The 25914-nt window shown below is 51.4% G+C and carries 18 protein-coding genes, 3 tRNA genes, 4 rRNA genes, 1 pseudogene and 1 riboswitch; of the genes and pseudogenes, 9 read left to right on the forward strand and 17 right to left on the reverse strand.

Annotated features, from left to right (window positions below):
* Positions 1–191: 191 nt before the first annotated feature.
* A complete protein-coding gene (gene iclR, locus MPHASIOC01_RS25850; RefSeq protein WP_064596809.1) occupies positions 192–1028 on the forward strand; it encodes a glyoxylate bypass operon transcriptional repressor IclR in 837 nt (278 codons plus the stop codon).
* 36 nt (positions 1029–1064) lie between these two features.
* Positions 1065–1664, forward strand: a complete 600-nt coding sequence (locus MPHASIOC01_RS25855; RefSeq protein WP_156519027.1) for a hypothetical protein — start codon at positions 1065–1067, stop codon at positions 1662–1664.
* A 57-nt stretch (positions 1665–1721) separates the two neighbouring features.
* On the opposite strand, the pseudogene aceK reads toward MPHASIOC01_RS25855, so the two are convergent.
* The 11 genes and pseudogenes from aceK to MPHASIOC01_RS25910 form a co-directional block, all read right to left on the reverse strand.
* Positions 1722–3443, reverse strand: a pseudogene (gene aceK, locus MPHASIOC01_RS25860) (bifunctional isocitrate dehydrogenase kinase/phosphatase); the annotation flags it as partial.
* 90 nt (positions 3444–3533) lie between these two features.
* The gene (gene aceA, locus MPHASIOC01_RS25865; protein WP_353613584.1) at positions 3534–4841 is read right to left on the reverse strand and encodes an isocitrate lyase; all 1308 of its coding nucleotides are present in this window, start codon (positions 4839–4841) and stop codon (positions 3534–3536) included.
* A gap of 102 nt (positions 4842–4943) precedes the next feature.
* Positions 4944–6542, reverse strand: a complete 1599-nt coding sequence (aceB, locus tag MPHASIOC01_RS25870) for a malate synthase A (protein ID WP_353613585.1) — start codon at positions 6540–6542, stop codon at positions 4944–4946.
* Between the two features lie 252 nt (positions 6543–6794).
* On the reverse strand, positions 6795–7724 hold the full coding sequence (gene metA, locus MPHASIOC01_RS25875) for a homoserine O-succinyltransferase (RefSeq protein WP_353613586.1): 930 nt from the start codon (positions 7722–7724) through the stop codon (positions 6795–6797).
* A gap of 387 nt (positions 7725–8111) precedes the next feature.
* Positions 8112–8227, reverse strand: a 5S ribosomal RNA gene (rrf, locus tag MPHASIOC01_RS25880).
* A 34-nt stretch (positions 8228–8261) separates the two neighbouring features.
* Positions 8262–8337 (reverse strand) — tRNA-Thr (locus MPHASIOC01_RS25885).
* A gap of 36 nt (positions 8338–8373) precedes the next feature.
* Positions 8374–8489: ribosomal RNA gene (gene rrf, locus MPHASIOC01_RS25890) — 5S ribosomal RNA — on the reverse strand.
* A 98-nt stretch (positions 8490–8587) separates the two neighbouring features.
* Positions 8588–11492 (reverse strand): 23S ribosomal RNA (locus MPHASIOC01_RS25895).
* Positions 11493–11653: 161 nt separating this feature from the next.
* Positions 11654–11729 (reverse strand) — tRNA-Ala (locus MPHASIOC01_RS25900).
* Between the two features lie 113 nt (positions 11730–11842).
* Positions 11843–11919: transfer RNA gene (locus tag MPHASIOC01_RS25905), tRNA-Ile, on the reverse strand.
* 75 nt (positions 11920–11994) lie between these two features.
* Positions 11995–13536, reverse strand: a 16S ribosomal RNA gene (locus MPHASIOC01_RS25910).
* The 16S, 23S and 5S rRNA genes sit together here with 3 tRNA genes alongside, the layout of an rRNA operon.
* Before the next feature lie 619 nt (positions 13537–14155).
* Between MPHASIOC01_RS25910 and purH the strand changes: the two genes are divergently transcribed.
* Together purH and purD are read left to right on the forward strand one after the other, a co-directional pair.
* Complete coding sequence (gene purH / locus MPHASIOC01_RS25915) at positions 14156–15745, forward strand: bifunctional phosphoribosylaminoimidazolecarboxamide formyltransferase/IMP cyclohydrolase (RefSeq protein ID WP_064597100.1); 1590 nt, start codon at positions 14156–14158, stop codon at positions 15743–15745.
* 14 nt (positions 15746–15759) lie between these two features.
* Positions 15760–17049 (forward strand): phosphoribosylamine--glycine ligase, encoded by a 1290-nt coding sequence (gene purD, locus MPHASIOC01_RS25920; protein ID WP_353613587.1) that lies wholly within the window; start codon positions 15760–15762, stop codon positions 17047–17049.
* An 81-nt stretch (positions 17050–17130) separates the two neighbouring features.
* Here the strand turns inward: purD and MPHASIOC01_RS25925 are convergent, their stop codons facing one another.
* The 6 genes from MPHASIOC01_RS25925 to nudC all read right to left on the reverse strand — a co-directional run bounded on the left by MPHASIOC01_RS25925 (position 17131) and on the right by nudC (position 21521).
* A complete protein-coding gene (locus tag MPHASIOC01_RS25925) occupies positions 17131–17829 on the reverse strand; it encodes a DUF1481 domain-containing protein (RefSeq protein WP_064597106.1) in 699 nt (232 codons plus the stop codon).
* Between the two features lie 13 nt (positions 17830–17842).
* Positions 17843–18115 carry a nucleoid-associated protein HU-alpha gene (hupA, locus tag MPHASIOC01_RS25930; RefSeq protein ID WP_064597109.1) on the reverse strand — a complete coding sequence of 91 codons (273 nt, stop codon included), beginning with the start codon at positions 18113–18115 and terminating at the stop codon, positions 17843–17845.
* Between the two features lie 186 nt (positions 18116–18301).
* Positions 18302–18892: a YjaG family protein gene (locus tag MPHASIOC01_RS25935; protein ID WP_064597115.1), complete on the reverse strand. Its 591-nt coding sequence runs from the start codon at positions 18890–18892 to the stop codon at positions 18302–18304.
* Between the two features lie 33 nt (positions 18893–18925).
* The gene (gene nfi, locus MPHASIOC01_RS25940; protein WP_353613588.1) at positions 18926–19606 is read right to left on the reverse strand and encodes a deoxyribonuclease V; all 681 of its coding nucleotides are present in this window, start codon (positions 19604–19606) and stop codon (positions 18926–18928) included.
* Positions 19606–20670, reverse strand: a complete 1065-nt coding sequence (hemE, locus tag MPHASIOC01_RS25945; RefSeq protein WP_353613589.1) for a uroporphyrinogen decarboxylase — start codon at positions 20668–20670, stop codon at positions 19606–19608. The genes nfi and hemE overlap by 1 nt, the downstream gene beginning before the upstream one ends.
* A gap of 77 nt (positions 20671–20747) precedes the next feature.
* Positions 20748–21521 (reverse strand): NAD(+) diphosphatase, encoded by a 774-nt coding sequence (nudC, locus tag MPHASIOC01_RS25950; RefSeq protein WP_353613590.1) that lies wholly within the window; start codon positions 21519–21521, stop codon positions 20748–20750.
* Between the two features lie 171 nt (positions 21522–21692).
* Between nudC and MPHASIOC01_RS25955 the strand changes: the two genes are divergently transcribed.
* The 5 genes from MPHASIOC01_RS25955 to thiS all read left to right on the forward strand — a co-directional run bounded on the left by MPHASIOC01_RS25955 (position 21693) and on the right by thiS (position 25913).
* Positions 21693–22193 (forward strand): Rsd/AlgQ family anti-sigma factor, encoded by a 501-nt coding sequence (locus MPHASIOC01_RS25955; RefSeq protein ID WP_064597127.1) that lies wholly within the window; start codon positions 21693–21695, stop codon positions 22191–22193.
* Positions 22194–22247: 54 nt separating this feature from the next.
* A riboswitch (TPP riboswitch) is annotated at positions 22248–22357 on the forward strand.
* A gap of 93 nt (positions 22358–22450) precedes the next feature.
* Complete coding sequence (gene thiC, locus MPHASIOC01_RS25960; protein ID WP_064597130.1) at positions 22451–24346, forward strand: phosphomethylpyrimidine synthase ThiC; 1896 nt, start codon at positions 22451–22453, stop codon at positions 24344–24346.
* The gene (thiE, locus tag MPHASIOC01_RS25965) at positions 24346–24981 is read left to right on the forward strand and encodes a thiamine phosphate synthase (RefSeq protein WP_353614984.1); all 636 of its coding nucleotides are present in this window, start codon (positions 24346–24348) and stop codon (positions 24979–24981) included. Before thiC ends, thiE begins: the two co-directional genes overlap by 1 nt.
* Positions 24974–25729: a HesA/MoeB/ThiF family protein gene (locus MPHASIOC01_RS25970; RefSeq protein WP_353613591.1), complete on the forward strand. Its 756-nt coding sequence runs from the start codon at positions 24974–24976 to the stop codon at positions 25727–25729. The genes thiE and MPHASIOC01_RS25970 overlap by 8 nt, the downstream gene beginning before the upstream one ends.
* Positions 25713–25913, forward strand: a complete 201-nt coding sequence (thiS, locus tag MPHASIOC01_RS25975; RefSeq protein ID WP_353613592.1) for a sulfur carrier protein ThiS — start codon at positions 25713–25715, stop codon at positions 25911–25913. Before MPHASIOC01_RS25970 ends, thiS begins: the two co-directional genes overlap by 17 nt.
* Position 25914: the final 1 nt, after the last annotated feature.

A 25914-nucleotide genomic window follows, 5' to 3' on the forward strand; every position in this document is an offset into this window, starting at 1 on the left:
TCCCAACTTCTGATTAACGCGGTGCTGCTGGCGAAAAGACCAGCAGACCATACTGGCACAAGTTACGTCAGGGGAAAAGTAGCCAGACATGAGACATGTTCAGGTTGGTAATATCTGGCAGTTTTTTTTCAGTTGCATTATCGTTAGATAAAACGAAAACAATTTCCACGATACAGAAAGAGGAGCCCATCATGGCAACAGCGATTCCGGCAAAACGCGGGAAAAAACCCCGTTCTGCGGCGGCAGCGCCCGCTCCAGCAACCGGCCAGGTGCAATCCCTTACGCGCGGGTTAAAACTGCTGGAGTGGATAGCAGAATCAGGAAGCAATGTAGCACTGACTGAGCTGGCTCAGCAGGCTGGTTTGCCAAATTCCACCACACACCGCCTGCTAACTACATTACAACAACAGGGTTTTGTTCGCCAGGTTGGTGAATTAGGACACTGGGCGATTGGCGCACATGCGTTTATTGTTGGCAGCAGTTTTTTACAGAGCCGTAACTTGCTGGCCATCGTTCACCCGGAACTGCGCAAGCTGATGGAAGCATCTGGAGAAACCGTTAACCTGGCCGTGCTGGATATGAGCGACCACCAGGCAATTATTATTGACCAGGTACAATGCACGCAACTGATGCGGATGTCAGCCCCCATTGGTGGAAAACTGCCTATGCATGCTTCCGGTGCAGGTAAGGCATTTCTGGCAAATTTAAACGAAGACCAGGTTTCCGGGTTACTGCACCGCCAGGGCCTGCATGCTTATACCCCCGCGACACTGACATCCCCGTTATTGCTGAAAGAAGACCTGCTGCAAATCCGCAAACGTGGCTATTCATTTGATGACGAAGAGCATGCGCTGGGCCTGCGTTGCATTGCCTCCTGCCTGTATGATGAACACAAAGAGCCATTTGCCGCAATTTCGATTTCTGGCCCGATATCCCGGATTACCGACGACCGTGTCACTGAGTTAGGCGCAATGGTGATTAAAGCCACGCGTGAGCTGACACTGGCGTGGGGTGGGCAGCGCCAGTAAGTAAATATACATTTACCCATGGAAGGAAAGTTAACAATGTTAACCACCACATTTTCGACACAACTCACCGCCTTGTATGAGCAACGCGCACGTTTCACGCCCATACCGAGGAAGAACAGTGCATTCCAGCAAATGGCAACACCTGCGCAGAAATTTGTGCTCATGCGCCATAATGCTGAACACTACTTTTTGCGCCCTTCTCCGGGGTGCAGTGAAATGCCTGCGCTGCAGGGCAATTTCATTTTCGTCGTTCTGGTTTCAGAGCCGGGTACAGTCTATTGCGGTAAGATCCTTGATATGCTCACACATACTGTGGACATGGAGCCGTTTTATATCGATGGACATACGTCACTGAGCAACAACCAGGCTGTTCTGTTTGCCGGAGAAATGCATTTTGTTAACGCAGCACTGACTTCGTGGTCGAACCGCAGTGGGCATTATCTCCCACCCTCGCACTTGCGTACCAACCTGTTGCCACATATCCGGCTCTTGCTTCCCGAGTATCTGTACAACAGAATCGACTTCTCTTCACAGGGCTCTTTGTCGAGTGGCGGAGCCTTGAGTTCGGTGTCCTCCTGGCAAAGCAGAGGCAGTAGCTACAGTAGTTTCAGCAGCTTTGAGGAACCGGGTATCTGAAGACCCTGGCGTGTTGTGACCAGCCGTAGCCGTAGCTGATTCACAATCCAGAATTTCATAGCGCTGATTAAAGCGTTGTTTACGCCGGTAAGCATAGACATCCTCCACATGGCCTGAGCGGATTCGGGCCTGTAAGGTACGCCAGTATTCGGCTCTGAATAAATCCCCGTGCATTTCGTCAAACAATGGTCCAATGCGCGGGTCAACACACAACCAGTGGCGGAATTCCTCGGGGAAAACATCCCCCGGAGAGACGCTATACCATGGCTCACCTGACAGTTCATCTTCCGGATAACGGGCTGGGGGAATATCACGGAAATTCACTTCGGTCATGTAACAAATTTCATCGTAGTCATAAAAGACGACGCGCCCGTGGCGAGTGACGCCAAAGTTTTTAAATAGCATATCGCCGGGGAAAATATTCGCGGCAGCCAGTTGGCGAATCGCGTTTCCGTATTCTTCTATTGCATCCCGCAGGGCCTGGCCTTCCACTTGTTCCAGCCAGATATTCAGCGGCACCATACGGCGTTCAATATACAGATGTTCAAGGATGATGTTGTTCCCCTCTTCGGTGATTTTCTTGGGGGCTTCTTCACGCAGTAATTGCAGTAAGGCAGGGCTTATCTGGCGTTTATCGATAACGAAATTTTCAAAAGCCTGGGTGTCGGCCATGCGCCCGACTCTGTCATGCTCTTTTACCAGTTGGTAGCAGGCGCGTACTCGTTCTTCATTCACCTCTTTCTGAGGAGCAAACTGGTCTTTAATCACTTTAAACACCCGGTCAAACCCCGGTAAGGTGAACACCAGCATCACCATGCCACGCACCCCAGGTGCCTCAATAAACTGCTCGCTGGTGTGGTTCACATACTCCAGATATTCGCGGTAGCTTTCTGTTTTACCGTGCTTCTGGCAGCCTATCGCCATATAAAGCTCAGCGGTGGTTTTGCCCGGCAGGATGCCGCGCAGCCACTCCACTAATGCCGCAGGCAGTGGGGCATAAACCATGAAATAGGAGCGTGCGAAACCAAAGACAATACTGGCATCGCCGGGGTTGGTCAGGCAGGTATCAATGACCAGTTGCCCGTCTGATGTGCGGTGTATGGGTAACAAAAATGGCAAAATATCACCACCGGGTTGTACCAGCTTTGCTACCAGCCACGCGGCTTTATTGCGGTAAAATAATTCAGTTGCGACATCCAGCGAACACTCCGCCAGTACTTCTTCCCCTAATGTTTCCCGCAAATGACGCAGGATGTAGCTCACATCCCTTGGCAAATTTTGCCAGGGCAGGCGTAAAGGTAAATCAGTTAACAAGGTAGTCAACAGTGCCTGCCAGCCATGATGGGGAATGCACTGTTTTGCCAGTGGGCGTGGATTTGGACGGAAACGTTGTGGCGGCTGGGAGCTGAAAATAAACAGGCGCTCAGGCGTGAGAGAGCGATGTTCGAACAGGCGGCAATAAACGGAATTAAAGAAGCTTTCGGCTATTTCAAACCGTGGGTAGTCTGGCAACAGTGCGGTGTACTCTTTTTTTACCCGCAGCAGAAATGCGCTGTCCGTGGCTTTGCCTTCAGTAATACAGCGTAACTGCTCAACCACCAGTCCGACATGATGGTCGTATAAGTTAATTCGCTGTTTCATTGCCTGCTGAACCGCATGCCAGTCTGCCTGCTCGAAACGTTGTTGTGCCCCTGAGGTCACTTCAAGAAAACGGCCATATTGAGCGTCAAAACCTTGCAAAATGGTTTGTGCAATCAACAATTCCAGCCCACGAGACATAGGTATCCCCTGATAAAAAGCGCACACAAAGAGAAATGCGGGTGAGCATCCTGCCCACCCGCACAGATTCCCGGAGGAAGTGACGGGAAATCAGAACTGTGCTTCTTCCGTTGAGCCAGTCAGCGCGGTTACAGACGATGTTCCACCCTGAATTATATTGGTCACTTTATCGAAATAGCCGGTGCCCACTTCCTGCTGGTGAGACACAAAGGTGTAACCATCTTTACCCGCAGCAAACTCAGGCTGTTGTACTTTTTCCACATAATGCTTCATGCCTTCTCCCTGAGCATAGGCATGGGCAAGGTCAAACATGTTGAACCACATGCTGTGGATCCCCGCCAGTGTAATGAACTGGAATTTGTAACCCATGGCGCTCAATTCTTCCTGGAAGCGGGCAATCGTGTTGTCGTCCAGATTCTTTTTCCAGTTGAAGGAAGGCGAACAGTTGTAAGCGAGTAATTTGCCTGGGAACTGCGCGTGAATGGCATCGGCAAAACGGCGTGCCTGCTCCAGGTCTGGCGTAGAGGTTTCGCACCACACCAGGTCGGCATACGGCGCATAGGCCAGGCCACGGCTGATAGCCTGTTCCACTCCGGCCTGGGTGCGATAGAACCCTTCGCTGGTGCGTTCACCAGTAATAAACGCCTGGTCGTATGGGTCACAATCTGAGGTGAGCAAATCGGCAGCATCGGCGTCTGTACGTGCAACCAGCAAAGTGGGAACGCCCATTACATCCGCTGCCAGGCGAGCGGCGACCAGTTTCTGAACCGCTTCCTGAGTTGGCACCAGTACCTTTCCGCCCATGTGGCCGCATTTTTTCACTGAGGCCAGTTGGTCCTCAAAGTGAACGGCCCCTGCACCTGCGGTGATCATGGATTTCATCAGTTCAAAGGCGTTAAGTACGCCACCAAATCCTGCTTCTGCATCCGCAACGATCGGCAGGAAGTAGTCGATATAACGCGAGTCTTCCGGATCAATACCCGCAGACCACTGAATTTGATCGGCACGACGAAAGGTGTTGTTAATACGTTCAACAACCGATGGTACCGAGTTCGCCGGATAGAGCGACTGGTCCGGATACATGCTGGAAGCCAGGTTGGCATCGGCGGCTACCTGCCAGCCGGAAAGATAAATCGCTTCAATGCCAGCTTTGGCCTGTTGTAATGCCTGGCCACCCGTCAGTGCGCCAAGACTGTTTACATACCCTTTTTTGGATTCGCCATTAAGCAGACGCCACAGCTTCGCCGCCCCCAGCTGTGCCAGCGTACATTCCGGATTCACTGAGCCACGCAGTTTTACTACGTCTTCAGCGCTATAAGGGCGGCGGATGCCTTCCCAGCGGGGTTGTTGCCATTCTTGTTCTAATTGTTTGATTTGTTGGGTACGGGTAAGGGTCATTTGCAGTGCTCCATGTGTTTTGTTTACCTGGCAGACCAGGTGCAATTTGTTACAGCGATTTCGCCTCGTGAGGTTTGTTCGCCGCCAGCAATTCAGGGACTGTCAGGCCAGTAAGCGGTAGCCAGCCAGCGTCAGGAAGTCGATCAGTTCATCCGATGTGGTGATTTGTTCCATCAACCGGGCGGCTTCATCGAAACGCCCTTGTGAGAAACGCTGTTCACCCAGTTCTTCCTGAATCACTAACATCTCTTCGGCGAGCATCTGGCGGAACAGGTCTTTAGTGACGGGCTGACCAGTGCTCAGGGTTTTCTCATGATGAATCCACTGCCAGATTGAAGTACGGGAAATTTCCGCGGTTGCAGCATCTTCCATCAGGCCATAAATCGGAACGCAGCCATTGCCGGAGATCCAGGCTTCGATGTACTGCACCGCCACACGAATATTGGCACGCATGCCTTCTTCAGTACGTGCTCCCGGGCAGGGCTCAAGTAGTTGTTCTGCAGTGACAGGTGCATCCTGCTGCCTGGTAATAGCGAGCTGGTTCTGGTTGCCACCCAGCGCTTTGTCAAAGACCTCCATAACGGTGTCTGCAAGACCTGGGTGAGCAATCCAGGTGCCATCATGCCCGTTGGTGGCTTCCATCTCTTTGTCCGCTTTGACTTTGTTCAGCACCCATTCATTCCGTTCGCTGTCTTTGCTGGGAATAAACGCCGCCATGCCGCCCATCGCAAAAGCGCCACGCCGATGACAAGTTTTAATGAGCAGGCGGGAATAGGCACTCAGGAATGGTTTATCCATCGTGACACTCTGGCGGTCTGGCAACACGCGGTCCGGATGGTTTTTCAGCGTTTTGATATAGCTGAAAATGTAGTCCCAGCGGCCACAGTTCAGGCCAACAATATGGTCACGCATCGCATGGAGAATTTCATCCATCTGGAAAACAGCCGGAAGCGTTTCAATCAGCAATGTGGCTTTAATGGTGCCGCGCGGCAGTGAGAAGCGGTCTTCCGTATAACTGAATACTTCGCTCCACCAGGCCGCCTCTTGCCAGCTTTGAGTTTTTGGCAGGTAGAAATAGGGCCCACTACCTTTCGCAAGCAGTGTTTGGGCATTGTGGAAAAAATAGAGGGCAAAATCGAACAGGCTCCCCGGAATTGCTTCACCGCGCCAGGTGGCATGTTTTTCAGGCAAGTGCAGGCCTCTTACACGGCAAATCAGTACCGCCGGGTTGGGCTTAAGTTGGTAGATTTTGCCGTTCTCATTGGTCCAGGTTATCGTGCCATTGATAGCATCACGCAGGTTGATTTGGCCTTCGATAACTTTATCCCAGGAGGGTGCCAGTGAGTCTTCGAAGTCTGCCATAAAGACTTTGACGTTGGCATTGAGTGCGTTGATCACCATTTTGCGCTCAACGGGGCCAGTAATTTCTACACGGCGATCCTGCAAATCCGCCGGAATACCACGAATTTTCCAGTCACTATTTCTTATGGAAGCAGTTTCCGAAATGAAATCTGGCAAATTTCCGTTGTCAATATCCTGCTGAACTTTCACTCGCTCAGCCAGTAAATCATTACGTTGATCCGTGAATGTGCTCACCAGATCATTGAGAAATGCCACGGCATCTGGCGTTAATATCTGTTTTTCATTTTCAGTAAATTGCTGATTAAAAATAATTTCTTCTGTTATCGTTGGTTGTGTCATGTCACTGTCCTCCGGATTTTGCCTTGCCAACGCGCTCCCATGAAGGATGAGAAGCACTGTTGTGTACTTTTCACCCAGCAAGAATAAGCCTAATCCAGTTTTATATAAAATCAAAAACAATTTCCATTTTTTGATTTATTTTGTTTTAACTCATTGTTTAATAATGAATTAAATTTATTTTTTTGAAGGAAGTAAATTTCACAAATAAAAAAGGCACCCGAAGGTGCCTGATAACTTGCTGAAACGCTTTAGTTAATCGAGCGTAGGATTCATATGGCTCAGATCGTATGGTGTGATCTGGTAAACGAAGTAGTTCAGCCAGTTGGTGATCAACAGATTACCGTGGCTACGCCAGGTGGCACGAGGTTTATTTTGTGGATCGTTATTGGGAAAATAATTGTGCGGTATGACCGGCGCGATCCCGGCCTCTATGTCACGAAAATACTCGTTGGCCAGCGTTGTTGCATCGTACTCAGGGTGGCCGGTGACGAATGCCAGGCGTTTGTCACGGCTGGCAAACAGGTAAGCATCACCATCCTCAGATTCGGCAAAAACTTCAAGGTCGGTATAGTCACGAATCATTGATGCCGGGAAGTCGGCATAGCGTGAGTGCGGTGCCAGAAATGAATCATCAAACCCTCGCGTCAGCAGTGCGTGGGGTTGCAGAATATGGTGTTCATACACTCCTGACAGCTTTTCCTCGCGTGTCTGCTTCGGGATATTGTAGAGAATGTTAAGCGCCGCCTGTACCGCCCAACAGACAAACAGGGTGGACGTAACATGCTCTCTTGCCCATTCCAGAACCTGTTTGATTTGCGGCCAGTATGCCACATCATTGAACTCTACCAGGCCAAGAGGTGCACCGGTGACAATCAGACCATCGTAGTTGTCGTGGCGTATATCCTCAAAATCACAATAGAAGTTATTGAGGTGTTCTTCCGGTGTATTACGGGATTCCCGGTGGTCAATACGTAATAACTGGATATCCAGCTGCAGCGGTGAGTTGGAGAGTAAACGCAAAAACTGGTTTTCCGTTTCGATCTTCTTCGGCATCAGGTTGAGAATCAACACCTTAAGTGGCCTGATTTCTTGTACTCGTGCGCGTGATGATGTCATCACAAATACATTTTCATTCCGCAAGAAGTTGACTGCTGGTAACTCATCAGGTACCCGAATTGGCATAACCTTATATCCTCACTGCATACGTTTAAACGTTTAGACATCCAGACAGCCAACAATAACCAGGATTGAGGAAAATGTCGAGTCTGCATCCAGAAGGTGAAAATGTTTCACGACTGTGCACGGGGAGCACGTCTTCTGTGTTCAAAATATATACTGATGCATTTATCAGAAAAGTAAAATACCAACCAGGGATGTGGTGTGTAGTGGGCTGGGTGAAAATAACGGGCTGGGTGAAAATAGTGAGGGATATCGTGTAACAGCAGAATGGCGGCTGAAGCGTGTTTGTATTTTCAGACCGGAAGGTATATAGCCGCAGATTAACAGGCAGGATGAGGATTTATAAAGCAAAAAACCCCCAGCTTTCGCTGAGGGTTCTTCTTAATTGAAGCCTGGCAGTTCCCTACTCTCGCATGGGGAGACCCCACACTACCATCGGCGCTACGGCGTTTCACTTCTGAGTTCGGCATGGGGTCAGGTGGGACCACCGCGCTGTTGCCGCCAGGCAAATTCTTTCTTTGCCGAACTCTACCGAATAACTGGTGCTGATACCCAGAGTCGAACTGGGGACCTCACCCTTACCAAGGGTGCGCTCTACCAACTGAGCCATATCAGCACAACAAAACCTGCTTTAGCAGGTTTTTAAATTGAAGCCTGGCAGTTCCCTACTCTCGCATGGGGAGACCCCACACTACCATCGGCGCTACGGCGTTTCACTTCTGAGTTCGGCATGGGGTCAGGTGGGACCACCGCGCTCTTGCCGCCAGGCAGATTCTGTTTCATTCACCGCCTCACGGCCATGAATCTTAATCCGTCAACAGGCTGAAAATTTCGTCTCTCTCACACCAAAACATCTTTGGCGTTGTAAGGTTAAGCCTCACGGTTCATTAGTACCGGTTAGCTCAACGCATCGCTGCGCTTACACACCCGGCCTATCAACGTCGTCGTCTTCAACGTTCCTTCAGGACTCTTAAAGAGTCAGGGAGAACTCATCTCGGGGCAAGTTTCGTGCTTAGATGCTTTCAGCACTTATCTCTTCCGCATGTAGCTACCGGGCAGTGCCATTGGCATGACAACCCGAACACCAGTGATGCGTCCACTCCGGTCCTCTCGTACTAGGAGCAGCCCCCCTCAATTCTCCAGCGCCCACGGCAGATAGGGACCGAACTGTCTCACGACGTTCTAAACCCAGCTCGCGTACCACTTTAAATGGCGAACAGCCATACCCTTGGGACCTACTTCAGCCCCAGGATGTGATGAGCCGACATCGAGGTGCCAAACACCGCCGTCGATATGAACTCTTGGGCGGTATCAGCCTGTTATCCCCGGAGTACCTTTTATCCGTTGAGCGATGGCCCTTCCATTCAGAACCACCGGATCACTATGACCTGCTTTCGCACCTGCTCGCGCCGTCACGCTCGCAGTCAAGCTGGCTTATGCCATTGCACTAACCTCCTGATGTCCGACCAGGATTAGCCAACCTTCGTGCTCCTCCGTTACACTTTAGGAGGAGACCGCCCCAGTCAAACTACCCACCAGACACTGTCCCCACGCCAGATTATGGCGCCAGGTTAGAACATCAAACATTAAAGGGTGGTATTTCAAGGTTGGCTCCATGCAGACTGGCGTCCACACTTCAAAGCCTCCCACCTATCCTACACATCAAGGCTCAATGTTCAGTGTCAAGCTATAGTAAAGGTTCACGGGGTCTTTCCGTCTTGCCGCGGGTACACCGCATCTTCACGGCGAGTTCAATTTCACTGAGTCCCGGGTGGAGACAGCCTGGCCATCATTACGCCATTCGTGCAGGTCGGAACTTACCCGACAAGGAATTTCGCTACCTTAGGACCGTTATAGTTACGGCCGCCGTTTACCGGGGCTTCGATCAGGAGCTTCGCTTGCGCTGACCCCATCAATTAACCTTCCGGCACCGGGCAGGCGTCACACCGTATACGTCCACTTTCGTGTTTGCACAGTGCTGTGTTTTTAATAAACAGTTGCAGCCAGCTGGTATCTTCGACTGACTTCAGCTCCATCCGCGGGGGACTTCACCTACATGTCAGCGTGCCTTCTCCCGAAGTTACGGCACCATTTTGCCTAGTTCCTTCACCCGAGTTCTCTCAAGCGCCTTGGTATTCTCTACCTGACCACCTGTGTCGGTTTGGGGTACGATTTCGTGTTACCTGGAGCTTAGAGGCTTTTCCTGGAAGCAGGGCATCTGTCACTTCAGCACCGTAGTGCCTCGTCATCACGCCTCAGTGTTAATGAGTAACCGGATTTGCCTGGTCACTCCACCTTCACGCTTAAACCGGGACAACCGTCGCCCGGATGACACAGCCTTCTCCGTCCCCCCTTCGCAGTAACACCAAGTACAGGAATATTAACCTGTTTCCCATCGACTACGCCTTTCGGCCTCGCCTTAGGGGTCGACTCACCCTGCCCCGATTAACGTTGGACAGGAACCCTTGGTCTTCCGGCGTGCGGGTTTTTCACCCGCATTATCGTTACTTATGTCAGCATTCGCACTTCTGATACCTCCAGCATGCCTCACAGCACACCTTCACCGGCTTACAGAACGCTCCCCTACCCAACAACACTTAGTGTCGCTGCCGCAGCTTCGGTGCATGGTTTAGCCCCGTTACATCTTCCGCGCAGGCCGACTCGACCAGTGAGCTATTACGCTTTCTTTAAATGATGGCTGCTTCTAAGCCAACATCCTGGCTGTCTGGGCCTTCCCACATCGTTTCCCACTTAACCATGACTTTGGGACCTTAGCTGGCGGTCTGGGTTGTTTCCCTCTTCACGACGGACGTTAGCACCCGCCGTGTGTCTCCCGTGATAACATTCTCCGGTATTCGTAGTTTGCATCGGGTTGGTAAGCCGGGATGGCCCCCTAGCCGAAACAGTGCTCTACCCCCGGAGATGAATTCACGAGGCGCTACCTAAATAGCTTTCGGGGAGAACCAGCTATCTCCCGGTTTGATTGGCCTTTCACCCCCAGCCACAGGTCATCCGCTAATTTTTCAACATTAGTCGGTTCGGTCCTCCAGTTAGTGTTACCCAACCTTCAACCTGCCCATGGCTAGATCACCGGGTTTCGGGTCTATACCCTGCAACTGGACGCCCGGTTAAGACTCGGTTTCCCTGCGGCTCCCCTATACGGTTAACCTTGCTACAGAATATAAGTCGCTGACCCATTATACAAAAGGTACGCAGTCACCCCATTAAGGGGCTCCCACTGCTTGTACGTACACGGTTTCAGGTTCTTTTTCACTCCCCTCGCCGGGGTTCTTTTCGCCTTTCCCTCACGGTACTGGTTCACTATCGGTCAGTCAGGAGTATTTAGCCTTGGAGGATGGTCCCCCCATATTCAGACAGGATACCACGTGTCCCGCCCTACTCATCGAGCTCACAACGGGTGCGCTTTCGTGTACGGGGCTTTCACCCTGTATCGCCGGCCATTCCGGACCGTTCCACTAACACACCTGCTGATTCAGACTCTGGGCTCTTCCCCGTTCGCTCGCCGCTACTTGGGGAATCTCGGTTGATTTCTTTTCCTCGGGGTACTTAGATGTTTCAGTTCTCCCGGTTCGCCTCATTAACCTATGGATTCAGTTAATGATAGTGTGACGAGTCACACTGGGTTTCCCCATTCGGACATCGCCGGTTATAACGGTTCATATCACCTCACCGGCGCTTTTCGCAGATTAGCACGTCCTTCATCGCCTCTGACTGCCAGGGCATCCACCGTGTACGCTTAGTCGCTTAACCTCACAACCCGAAGATGTCTTCGTGCTGTAAGTTTTGAGAGACTCACGAACAACTTGCGTTGTTCAGTGTTTCAATTTTCAGCTTGTTCCGGATTTTTAAAGAGCATAATACTTCACAGCATACTGATTCAGTACACTCTGAACTATTTTAACGGACAGGGATGGTGGAGCTATGCGGGATCGAACCGCAGACCTCCTGCGTGCAAAGCAGGCGCTCTCCCAGCTGAGCTATAGCCCCATCGAGTCATACAACGTTCTGTTACCCGTAATTTTCACTGAGACAAGGCGCAGAATGACGAAGCATACTTTTCAGTATGTGAGTCATTTTGCAACACCGTATCAGGGAAAATTTGGTAGGCCTGAGTGGACTTGAACCACCGACCTCACCCTTATCAGGGGTGCGCTCTAACCACCTGAGCTACAAGCCTGCAGAAGTTTTACTGCCCGTTTTTCTTTTCATCAGACAATCTGTGTGAGCACTGCAAAAGACCGTATCTTTAAGGTAAGGAGGTGATCCAACCGCAGGTTCCCCTACGGTTACCTTGTTACGACTTCACCCCAGTCATGAATCACAAAGTGGTAAGCGCCCTCCCGAAGGTTAAGCTACCTACTTCTTTTGCAACCCACTCCCATGGTGTGACGGGCGGTGTGTACAAGGCCCGGGAACGTATTCACCGCGGCATTCTGATCCGCGATTACTAGCGATTCCGACTTCATGGAGTCGAGTTGCAGACTCCAATCCGGACTACGACGCACTTTATGAGGTCCGCTTACTCTCGCAAGTTCGCTTCTCTTTGTATGCGCCATTGTAGCACGTGTGTAGCCCTGGTCGTAAGGGCCATGATGACTTGACGTCATCCCCACCTTCCTCCAGTTTATCACTGGCAGTCTCCTTTGAGTTCCCGGCCTAACCGCTGGCAACAAAGGATAAGGGTTGCGCTCGTTGCGGGACTTAACCCAACATTTCACAACACGAGCTGACGACAGCCATGCAGCACCTGTCTCAGAGCTCCCGAAGGCACTCCCGCATCTCTGCAGGATTCTCTGGATGTCAAGACCAGGTAAGGTTCTTCGCGTTGCATCGAATTAAACCACATGCTCCACCGCTTGTGCGGGCCCCCGTCAATTCATTTGAGTTTTAACCTTGCGGCCGTACTCCCCAGGCGGTCGACTTAACGCGTTAGCTCCGGAAGCCACGCCTCAAGGGCACAGCCTCCAAGTCGACATCGTTTACGGCGTGGACTACCAGGGTATCTAATCCTGTTTGCTCCCCACGCTTTCGCACCTGAGCGTCAGTCTTCGTCCAGGAGGCCGCCTTCGCCACCGGTATTCCTCCAGATCTCTACGCATTTCACCGCTACACCTGGAATTCTACCTCCCTCTACGAGACTCCAGCCTGCCAGTTTCGAATGCAGTTCCCAGGTTGAGCCCGGGGATTTCACATCCGACTTGACAGACCGCCTGCGTGCGCTTTACGCCCAGTAATTCCGATTAACGCTTGCACCCTCCGTATTACCGCGGCTGCTGGCACGGAGTTAGCCGGTGCTTCTTCTGTCAGTAACGTCAATTGATGAGCGTATTAAGCTCACCACCTTCCTCCTGACTGAAAGTACTTTACAACCCGAAGGCCTTCTTCATACACGCGGCATGGCTGCATCAGGCTTGCGCCCATTGTGCAATATTCCCCACTGCTGCCTCCCGTAGGAGTCTGGACCGTGTCTCAGTTCCAGTGTGGCTGGTCATCCTCTCAGACCAGCTAGGGATCGTCGCCTTGGTGAGCCGTTACCTCACCAACAAGCTAATCCCATCTGGGCACATCTGATGGCAAGAGGCCCGAAGGTCCCCCTCTTTGGTCTTGCGACGTTATGCGGTATTAGCCACCGTTTCCAGTAGTTATCCCCCTCCATCAGGCAGTTTCCCAGACATTACTCACCCGTCCGCCGCTCGCCGGCAAAGAAGCAAGCTTCTTCCCGCTGCCGCTCGACTTGCATGTGTTAGGCCTGCCGCCAGCGTTCAATCTGAGCCATGATCAAACTCTTCAATTTAAAGTTTGATGCTCAAAGAATTAAACTGTTTATTCGTAATGAATTAACTGTTAGTCACTCTTTAAGACTTGATAATTTTTAGCGTCTTTCGACGTTAAGATATCAGTGCTTATGAGTGCCCACACAGATTGTCTGATAAATTGTTAAAGAGCAGTGCGACCCGGCATTCTGCCTGCTGTCGCGAGGTGGCGTATATTACGCTTTCCTCTTTCAGAGTCAACCCAATTTTTCAGGATTTTTTCTCTTTATCTCCCCGGCTTACTGCACTCAGTGAAGCGTGCCGCCGTGTCGATGGAGGCGCATTATAGGGAGTTCAGATTTTGCTGCAATAGAAAATTTGCATAAAAAAGACTGAGTGCTGCATTCCCCAGCAAAACCCGGATTTATACCTGCTTATCAACAGAGTTATCCACAATCATTGTTGATGAGGAAATTTTGCGAGCGTCACGCAAACGTTTTCGCTACAATGCACCCGCGTTTTCGCAGACCCACTTTATGAAGGGTGTCAGTCCTGCTTTTCTTTATTAGATGTATTAATCGCAGTACATATAGATAGAACAAAGCAGCACTCACACTCTTCTGCAATTGCAATAAACTGAAATCCAGGGGATTGATCACCATGCAACAACCTCGTCCTGTACGCCGTGCTCTTCTCAGCGTGTCTGATAAAGCCGGGATCGTCGAATTTGCCCAGGCCCTTTCTCAACGTGGCGTTGAACTGCTCTCCACAGGTGGCACTGCCCGCTTGCTGGCTGATGCAGGCCTGCCGGTAACCGAAGTTTCTGATTACACCGGTTTCCCGGAAATGATGGATGGACGAGTGAAAACGCTGCACCCGAAAGTGCATGGGGGCATTCTTGGCCGTCGTGGGCAGGATGACGCTATTATGGCAGAGCATGCTATTTCTCCTATTGATATGGTCGTCGTGAACCTTTACCCGTTTGCCCAGACCGTTGCCCGTGAAGGCTGCTCACTGGAAGACGCTGTTGAAAATATCGATATTGGTGGCCCTACCATGGTTCGCTCCGCCGCCAAGAACCATAAAGATGTCGCGATTGTGGTTAACAGCAATGACTACACCACTATTGTTACTGAAATGGATGCCAACAACGGTTCACTGACTTTTGAAACCCGCTTCGACCTGGCAATTAAAGCATTCGAGCATACCGCTGCCTATGACAGCATGATTGCCAACTACTTCGGCACCATGGTGGCGCCATACCACGGTGAAACAGACAAACCTTCTGGCCGCTTCCCCCGCACTCTGAATCTGAACTTTGTGAAAAAACAGGATATGCGTTATGGGGAAAACAGCCATCAGCAGGCTGCTTTCTATATAGAGAGCCAGGTAACAGAAGCTTCCGTGGCAACTGCTGAGCAGGTTCAGGGCAAGGCTCTGTCTTATAATAACATTGCCGATACTGACGCTGCCCTTGAGTGTGTGAAAGAGTTCAACGAGCCCGCATGTGTGATTGTTAAACACGCCAACCCCTGTGGCGTAGCAATCGGTGACGATATTCTTGCTGCTTACGAGCGCGCCTGGAAAACCGACCCGACCTCCGCTTTTGGCGGCATTATTGCGTTCAACCGCGAGCTGGACGAGAAGACAGCTCAGGCCATCATATCCCGCCAGTTTGTTGAGGTCATTATTGCCCCTTCAGCAACCGCTGAAGCACTGAGAGTCACTGCTGCCAAACAAAACGTGCGCGTACTGGTCTGCGGCCAGTGGCAGGCTCGGGTGCCAGGCCTTGATTTTAAACGCGTCAACGGTGGCTTACTAGTGCAGGACCGCGACCTGGGTATGGTAGGTGAAAGCGAGTTACGTGTTGTCACGAAACGCCAGCCTTCTGCCGAAGAGCTGCGTGATGCCCTGTTCTGCTGGAAAGTAGCCAAATTTGTGAAATCCAACGCCATTGTGTATGCCAAAGAAAATATGACTATTGGTATTGGCGCCGGGCAAATGAGCCGTGTTTACTCTGCCAAAATTGCTGGTATCAAAGCCGAAGACGAAGGACTGGAAGTAAAAGGTTCGGCCATGGCATCTGATGCGTTTTTCCCGTTCCGCGATGGCATTGATGCGGCGGCAGCAGTAGGCGTTACCTGTGTTATCCAACCAGGAGGTTCCATTCGCGACGAAGAAGTTATTGCCGCCGCCGATGAACACGGTATTGCTATGATCTTCACTGGTATGCGTCACTTCCGCCATTAATTCAGGAGCACCGCATGAAAGTATTAATTATTGGTAATGGTGGGCGCGAGCATGCGCTGGCATGGAAAGCAGCACAGTCCCCCCAGGTAGACACCGTATTTGTCGCACCGGGTAATGCAGGAACCGCACTCGAACCGGCTTTACAGAATGTGGATATCAATGTAACGGATATCCCGGCACTGCTGAGCTTTGCGCAAAACGAAAAAATTGACCTGACAATTGTCGGCCCGGAAGCACCGCTGGTGATTGGTGTGGTTGATGCCTTCCAGGCTGCTGGCCTGACGATTTTTGGCCCCACCAAAGGTGCCGCGCAACTGGAAGGCTCCAAAGCGTTCACTAAAGATTTTCTGGCACGGCACCATATTCCAACCGCCGAATACCAGAATTTCACTGAGGTGGAGCCTGCGCTGGCTTATGTCCGTGAAAAAGGCGCCCCTATTGTTATCAAGGCCGATGGTCTGGCTGCCGGTAAAGGCGTGATTGTGGCGATGACGCTGGAAGAAGCGGAAGCGGCCATTCAGGATATGCTGGCAGGCAATGCTTTTGGTGATGCCGGCCACCGGGTGGTGGTTGAAGAGTTTTTGGATGGTGAAGAAGCCAGCTTTATTGTGATGGTGGATGGCGAGCACGTATTGCCGATGGCCACCAGCCAGGATCACAAACGTGTTGGTGATGGTGATTCCGGCCCGAATACCGGTGGTATGGGTGCTTATTCCCCGGCTCCGGTAGTTACAGATGAAGTGTTCAACCGCACCATGGAACGCATCATTTGGCCAACCGTGAAAGGCATGGCGGCAGAAGGCAACACCTATGTAGGCTTTTTATATGCCGGGCTGATGATTGATAAGCAGGGTAACCCGAAAGTTATCGAGTTCAACTGCCGTTTCGGCGACCCGGAAACACAGCCGATTATGTTACGCATGAAATCCGATTTGGTTGCATTGTGCCAGGCTGCCTGCGAAGGCGTGCTGGATAAGCAAACTTCTGAGTGGGATGAACGAGCCGCTCTCGGTGTGGTGATTGCTGCAGGCGGTTACCCGGGCAGCTACAACACTGGAGATGTTATCCACGGCCTGCCACTGGAATCTGCTACAGATGCGAAAGTGTTCCACGCCGGGACTCGCCTGGATGCCCAGGAAAACGTCGTTACTAACGGCGGGCGTGTATTATGCGCGACTGCACTGGGCGACACGGTGGCTCAGGCGCAGGTAAATGCCTATGCGTTGATGAAACCCATTCACTGGGAAGGCAGCTTTAGCCGCTCAGACATAGGTTACCGCGCCATTGAGCGTGAACAAAACTAAGCACTGCAAAACGTACAGGCCACCTTCGGGTGGCTTTTTTTTTGCCAGACGGGCTGGAAGGTTGAATCACTACAACCAGTGCTAGAATGTATCGGCTTTGGGTTGCCAGCTACAGAAGTCACTATTGGCGACAAGCAGTAGTTGGGTGCCTTCTGGCGCAGAGAGCCAGGCAACACTCACCGGCTTCGCAGAACGCCGCTGACGGTCCTGAATATAGGACAGGAAAAAAGAATCAAACTCAGGACGTGAAACGTGGCCTTCACAAGTTGTGATGCTTTCATTCTGGTTCCAATGCCCCTGATGCAATACGACTTTACCGGTACGTAATGCATCACTGGTTTTGCGGATACGGGTAGCATTGTACTGCTCAAGCGCTATTTGTTCGTTAGAGAGCTGCTGCTTCATGCCATTTACTTCACGTTGCATGAAACTAAGCGCACCATTGGCGTCAAAGCGCACGGTGATCGTTTGTGGTGCATCGCCTTCAGTTTTCAGTACCATGGAGACCAGTTTATCTCCCTGCCAGCGATAGTCATTTACTGCTGTATTGCCATTGTGCCATGGACTAAAAACACTCAACAGATGAACAGAGCCATTCTCACTATCTTTACGCCAGATACGCACGGCACCGCCTTCATCGATATAACCACTGGCGGTAAACGGCGGTAAAGCATGTCTATGGGAACTGCATCCCACCAGCACACCTCCCGCTAACAATAAGCAGGACAGCCGCCAGAATGACAAAAGGGGCGTTACCGCCCCTCTGATAAAACTGTTCACTGGAGGAGTACGATTATTTAACCGCGTCTTTCAGTGCTTTGCCGGATACAAACGCAGGAACGTTTGCAGCTGCGATTTTGATTTCTTTACCCGTTTGCGGGTTGCGGCCAGTGCGCTCAGCACGGTGGTTCACTTTGAAGGTACCGAAACCAACCAGTTGTACAGTATCGCCTTCTTTCAGAGACTCAGTAATCGCAGCCAGAGTGGATTCCAGAGCAGCTTTCGCTTGTACTTTTGACAGTTCAGCCTTGTCCGCAATTACATCAATCAGTTGAGTCTTGTTCATAAGTTATCCTTACAATGTGTTTATCGCTTGCTAAGCATCGAGTGCGATGGAAATGCCTGTTAAGCACTCTCCTGCATACACGCACCGATAGCCACTTTTTTTCGCCCCACAAATGTAGACCAGACAAGGGGCTGATGGGAAGCCTCCAGGTGCGACAAATCAGACACTGGGAGGGGTTTTCTTGTCTTATTGCTGAAAATTTATACCGATATTGCTAATACCCGCTTCCCGGAGGTCTGTACGCAACCCTTTGATCAGATCAACATCGCGTTCTTCGCAATCTGCCAACAGGCGAAAAATCTCCCATTGGATGTCCCATTCTTGTTCAACTGCAGGGTTATCTTTTAACTCTTCATCGGTCATTTCCCGACCAGACTGAGTCATTTCTAACATGCACACTGATGTGATAGAGGTTTTGCTTACCTCGATAGCTTTCTCGAGGGTTTCGCCTCCCAGCAGAGCATGTAACAAATCACTTAACGCCACACAGGCATCTATTGCCGGATAAACGCCGTAGATGTCAAAATCATCCGCAGATGGAATCGCGTCTTCAAACTTCTCCAGTTGAGAGTCGAAGTTAACCTTCGCGTCTTTTACCGTCAATGTCTCCCAGACCAAATCCAGAATCCGCCGATACAGTTGCCCGTTACCAAACTCAGTTTGCTGGCAAAACATGGCATAATTGGGGTACATCCGCTCACACAGGCAGGCCATAAAAGTAACATGCTGCCAGCTCTGGAGTTTTTCCAGACGCAGGTGAATTGGGTTTTGTAACATAGTGAAGTCTCAACAGTCGATATTGGGCGCAGTTTACTCTACCTGGCGCATTTTTTCTTGCCAGCGTATAAATGCCGGGCGACGGGATGCGACAGCATCAGCCCAGCGTGTCGGTTCAGGCAGGCGGTAACCTCGTGTACAGCGTTGTACCCACGCAAGCGCGGTGTCCGGGTGAACCCTGTGCCCAGGAGAAATAAACAAAGGCAGGCAGCGCAGCTTACTGCGCCACACCCAGCCCAAAGAGCGCTCTGAGGACAGCAACGGTGCAACTCCGTCATGCACCAGCCGCTCGCTGTCTGATGTGCCATACAGGCGCTTTTTCGCCACGCCAATTGTTGGGGTATCGACCAGTAAACCAAAATGGCTGGCGACACCGAACTGGCGTGGATGAGCAATCCCCTGCCCATCGACAAAAAGTAAATCAGGTTGCCGGGATAACTTCTCCCACGCAGCCAGTAGCGCCGGGCATTCGCGAAAAGAGAGGTAACCAGGGATATACGGGAATTCCGTTGGAATACGGGCAACCTGGTATTCTACCAGCGTTAAACCGGGCCAGGAGAGCAGAACCAGTGCGGCACGGGTCACAGTACCCTGTTGTTCAAACCCAACATCAGCACCACCAATGAGCTGCGGTTCAGCAGGCACGCCGCAGTCTTCGGTTATCACCTGAGAGGCCAGCTGCTGTTGTTGCGCCCTGAGCGCCGCCAGGTCCATTACTTATGCCACTGAACAGAAAGCCGGTGTACAGCGTCAACAAACGCGCCTGCATGCTCTGGCGGGACATCCTGGTGAATACCGTGCCCAAGATTGAACACATGGCCTTCTCCATGACCAAACCCGGCCAGGATAGAGGCTACTTCCTCTTCGATACGAGCCGGGGGCGCATACAGCATCGATGGGTCCATATTACCTTGTAATGCTACTTTATGCCCCACCCGGCGCCGGGCATCCGCAATATCCGTTGTCCAGTCTATGCCCAGGGCATCGCACCCAGTTTCGGCCATCGCTTCCAGCCACTGCCCACCGCCTTTGGTAAACAATGTCACAGGCACACGGCGCCCTTCGTGTTCACGAATCAGTCCGGCAACAATTTGCTGCATATAATTCAGGGAAAACGCCTGATAATCTCGCCCACTCAGTACACCACCCCAGGTATCAAAAATCATCACAGATTGCGCACCGGCCCGAATTTGAGCATTGAGGTAGAGCGTCACGCTTTCTGCCAGTTTGCCCAGCAGCGTATGTAAGGTCTGAGGCTCGGCAAACAGCATTTTTTTGATAACCGTAAAAGCTTTGCTGCTGCCACCTTCAACCATGTAAGTCGCCAGCGTCCACGGGCTACCAGAGAACCCGATCAGCGGTACCTGCCCGGCCAGTTCACGGCGGATAGTGCGCACTGCATTCATGACATAGCCCAGTTCCATTTCCGGATCAGGAACCGGTAATTTTTCCACGTCGGCCTTGCTGCGCACGGGTAACGTGAAGCGTGGTCCTTCCCCTGCTTCAAAATAGAGCCCCAGCCCCATCGCATCCGGAATGGTCAAAATATCGGAGAACAGAATTGCGGCATCCAGAGCGTAACGGCGCAGGGGTTGCAATGTTACCTCACAGGCAAGTTCAGCATTCCTGCACAGCGCCATAAAATCCCCTGCTGGTGCGCGAGTCGCTTTATATTCCGGTAAATACCGGCCCGCCTGGCGCATCATCCAGACAGGGGTAACATCAACCGGCTGGCGTAACAGGGCTCGCAAATAACGATCATTTTTCAGGTCAGTCATGGGGTTCCTTCTGTGCGCTGATTCACCCGCAGTCAGGGTAGAGAAAACAATAGAAATAGGGTGCTGAGTGTACCATGTTATTCATACTCAGCCCGACATAAGGCAACAGTATCTTCTATTAACCGCCGTGCGATAGTCCCCGGAGGTGGGAGCAGAGGAAGCTGGTCATAGCGATACCAGTTAGCATCAAGTAGCTCTGACGGGTCGATTTTGATATCACCACTGTGGTAATCCGCCATGTATGCCATCATCAACGATTGTGGGAAAGGCCAGGGCTGAGAACTGATATAACGCAAATTTTTCACGCGAATGCTGCTTTCTTCCATAACTTCACGGGCTACAGCCTGCTCGAGCGTTTCTCCTACCTCCACGAAACCCGCCAGTACGGTGTAGACTCCGTTTTTGTGCCGGTTATGGCGTGCCAGCAAAATATGGTCATCGCGGCGAATCGCCACGATAATGCAGGGCGCAATTTGCGGGTAATAACGCTCGTGGCAGTGGCTGCACAACATCGCCCATTCAGTTTTGCTGGGGTACATTTCTGCGCCACAATAGCCACAATACTTGTGAGAACGGTAAAACTCAGCCAGTTGGACACCCCGGCCGGCTAACTGAAACAGCCCACTTTCTTTGTCGAGAAGTTGCCTGACAGAAGCCATTCCTGTAGGGAAGTTATGTTGAACCAGCCAGACTGGAAGGGAATCCCATAAACCAATTTGCATTGCCGGTAAACCATCCAACTGGTACTGCTCCGCACGCCCGCAGGGTAACTCCCCTTGCGGCAGCCATAATTTTTGCTCATGGCTGACAACCCACCAGCCTTCATCGGTTTTTTCTACAATGTATTTCATATTTTCTTGCACAACCTCTGTGTCACTGGCATGTTGGTTTACATAATAGCTACATTCAGATGGTTCAGAGTTTTATCTGATACTCAAAATAATTCGAGTTGCAGGCAAGCACTGCTTAGGTACCTGCAAATTGAAGCATGACGAGTATATAACTCATGGAGATGCTCAAACATGCTAAACCAACTGGAAGATCTGACAGCCCGTGTTGGTGGTAGTAATACATTAGTTGACAGTTGGCTGAATACCCGCAGGCAACTGCTGATTGCTTATTACCGGTTAGTCGGGCTCAAGCCTAAAAAAAGCGCCCATTCCGCCATTGATGAAAAAGCGCTGGACGATTTTTGCCAGGGTCTGGTGGACTACCTCTCAGCATGCCACTTTAGTCTTTATGAGCGCATCATTCGAGAGGTGGAAGGGACCAGTACCGCAAAATCTGTCGCACAGCTCTATCCCCGGTTAGAAGCCAATACGCAGTCTATTATGCATTTTTACGATACCAGTCTGGAAACCGCCATTGATCACGATAACTGGCAGGAGTTTCAGCAGGCTTTATCCGGGATAGGTGAAGCACTTGAAGCGCGTTTTACCCTTGAAGACAAGCTGCTTATCCAGCTGTGTAAAAACGATTTACAGAATACCGAACCGGACAACGCCACATCCCGCCCTGCTTGAGTTTTATTCTGTGAACGAGTAAGTTAGTCCTAATACATTATCGCGAAAGCGATGTTTTTCTTGTCGGAGTGCCCAGTGTGAAAACACGGGCTGAGACCGTTAATTCGGGATCCGCGGAACCTGATCAGGTTAAGACCTGCGAAGGGAACAAGAGTACTCTCCCTGCATTACGCTTATTTTCTGGCGTTATTGCGTCTTTGCTACTCCTGTCCGTCGTTCTGACAAGCCACTTCCTGACCAACAAACTGGAATGCGCTATGTCCGTACAAAAAACACCAACCCGCCGTGAGCAACGCGATGCTGCTCAGCAATTTATCAATACTCTGGAAGGCTCTGCTTTCCCTGCATCAAAACGGGTATATCTGGCTGGCAGCCGCCCGGATATTCAGGTGCCCATGCGTGAAATACAAATGAGCCCAACCGTGACTGGCGGTACACGGGAAAACCCTGAACTAACGCCAAATGACCCAATACCGGTTTATGACACTTCCGGTCCTTATGGCGACCCGGACAAGTCAATTGATGTACTTCAGGGACTGCCCAAATGCCGCCAGCCCTGGATTGATGCCCGCGAAGATACCCAGCAACTGCGCAACAGTTCATCGTCCTGGACGCTGGCACGCCAGGAAGACGAAGGGCTGGAAGAATTACGTTTCAAGGGCGTTCAGCCGCCACGCAGGGCCATAAAAGGGCATTGCGTTACACAATTACACTACGCCCGTAAAGGAATTATCACCCCGGAGATGGAGTTTATTGCACTGCGGGAAAATATGGGCCGCGAACGGATTCGCGATAGCGTGTTACGCCACCAGCACCCGGGGCACAGCTTTGGCGCCCATCTCCCTGAAAATATCACCCCCGAGTTTGTTCGTGATGAAGTCGCTGCCGGACGTGCAATTATTCCGGCAAACATTAACCACCCCGAATCTGAACCGATGATTATTGGTCGTAACTTTCTGGTTAAAGTAAATGCCAATATCGGTAACTCGGCGGTCAGTTCTTCCATTGAAGAAGAAGTGGAAAAACTGGTGTGGTCAACACGCTGGGGTGCCGACACAGTAATGGACTTATCAACGGGCCGCTATATTCATGAAACCCGTGAGTGGATCCTGCGCAACAGCCCGGTTCCCATTGGTACTGTTCCAATTTATCAGGCGCTGGAAAAGGTCAATGGTATTGCGGAAGACCTGACCTGGCCGCTATTCCGTGACACATTACTTGAACAGGCTGAGCAAGGCGTGGACTACTTCACTATCCATGCCGGAGTACTGTTACGTTATGTGCCAATGACCGCAGACCGCCTCACCGGGATTGTTTCTCGTGGTGGTTCGATTATGGCTAAATGGTGCCTCTCCCATCATCAGGAAAACTTCCTGTATCAGCATTTCCGTGAGATTTGTGAAATCTGTGCAGCCTATGACGTTGCTCTTTCTTTGGGTGATGGCCTGCGTCCCGGCTCCATTCAGGATGCGAACGATGAGGCACAATTCTCAGAATTACATACGCTTGGCGAACTGACCAAAATCGCCTGGGAATATGACGTGCAGGTGATGATTGAAGGTCCCGGGCATGTGCCGATGCAGATGATTCAGCGCAATATGACAGAAGAGCTGGAGCACTGCCATGAAGCACCGTTTTATACCCTTGGTCCACTGACCACGGATATCGCACCGGGTTATGATCACTTCACATCAGGGATTGGCGCAGCCATGATTGGCTGGTTCGGCTGTGCCATGCTGTGTTATGTCACACCAAAAGAGCACCTTGGGCTTCCCAATAAAGAAGACGTAAAACAAGGGCTTATTACCTATAAAATTGCCGCTCATGCTGCCGACCTTGCCAAAGGTCATCCTGGTGCGCAGATTCGTGATAACGCTATGTCCAAAGCCCGTTTTGAGTTCCGTTGGGAAGACCAGTTCAACCTGGCCCTCGACCCGTTCACCGCACGAGCTTACCACGATGAAACCCTGCCTCAGGAATCTGGCAAAGTGGCGCACTTCTGTTCTATGTGCGGGCCAAAATTTTGTTCCATGAAAATCACCCAGGATGTGCGTGATTACGCGGCAAAACAACGCGCGGAAGGCATGGAAAACATGGCGCAGGATTTCCGCGCACGCGGCGGAGAGATTTATCTTCGCAAGGAGCAGGCATGATTTACCAACCTGATTTCCCACCTGTACCGGTCAGGTTGGGGTTATACCCCGTTGTTGACAGCATTACCTGGCTGGAACGCCTGCTGGCTCTGGGGGTGAAAACGCTCCAGATTCGTATCAAAGATAAGCCTGAGAATGAAGTTGAGCAGGATATTATCCAGGCTATTCATCTTGGACAGCGCTATGAAGCCCGGCTGTTTATCAACGATTACTGGCGGCTGGCCATTAAGCACCGGGCCTGGGGAGTACATCTGGGCCAGGAAGACCTGGATACCGCAAACCTGGGCGCAATTTGTGATGCACGGTTACGCCTGGGCGTTTCCACTCATGATGACGCTGAAATCGACCGGGCACTGTCTGTGCGCCCCTCTTACATTGCTCTGGGGCATATTTTCCCCACACAAACCAAGCAAATGCCTTCCGAGCCACAAGGCCTGCAACAACTGGCTTCTCACGTTCACCGCCTACAAGGTTACCCAACAGTAGCAATAGGTGGAATAAGCCTGGCGCGGGCACCTGAGGTACTGGCTACCGGGGTGGGCAGCATTGCCGTGGTAAGCGCCATTACACAGGCGCAAGACTGGCAGGCTGCAACCAGAGCATTACTTAATTTAGCGGGGAATGGCGATGAATGATCAGGATTTCATGCGTTACAGCCGCCATTTACTGCTGGATGAAGTGGGCCTCGACGGTCAGCAGGCTCTGAGCAAGTCTTGTGTCGCAATTGTTGGATTAGGCGGACTGGGCTCACCAGCCGCTCATTACCTGGCAGGAGCCGGGGTAGGCCAGTTAATTCTTGCTGACGGCGATGTCGTTCATATCAGTAACCTGCATCGCCAGACACTGTACACACAGCAGGATCTTGGCCGCATTAAGGCACATGTGGCCGTTGAAAAACTGGCTCAGGTCAACCCGTCTGTCACGCTAACCTCCATCGACCAGTACCTTACACCGGAGATGCTAACCAGTGTGCTGGCTGATGCCGACCTGGTGCTTGATTGCAGTGACAATATGCCAACCCGCCAGGCAATCAATGCAGCCTGTGTGGCACTGAACAAGCCATTTATCACCGCCAGTGCCGTTGGGTTTGGCGGGCAAATGATGGTGCTGTCTCCACCATGGCAACAGGGTTGTTACCGTTGTTTATGGCCTGACGAGCTCGAGCCAGAGCGAAACTGCCGTACTGCTGGTGTACTGGGACCTGTTGTTGGGTTACTGGGTGTCAGCCAGGCGCTGGAAGCACTGAAGTGGCTGGCAGGAGTCACCAACCAGGCCGGGACTCTGTCACTGTTTGATGCCAAAACCAATCTTTGGCGTACCATCCGGCTTCAGCCATCGCCTCACTGCCCGGTGTGTGGAGGGCAACATGCAAATTCAGTTTAATGACCATCCAGTAAATTGCGCTGAAAACACCACGGTTGTGCAGTTATTGTCCATTTTCAACCAGTTAAAGCCAGGCACTGCACTGGCGCTTAACCAGACAATCCTGCCACGCGAAAACTGGGATACCCACATTCTACAGCCAGGCGATGACCTGTTGCTGTTTGAAGTCATTGCCGGAGGCTGAC

Origin of the sequence: Mangrovibacter phragmitis (assembly GCF_040429585.1) — a bacterium.
Lineage (GTDB): Bacteria > Pseudomonadota > Gammaproteobacteria > Enterobacterales > Enterobacteriaceae > Mangrovibacter > Mangrovibacter phragmitis.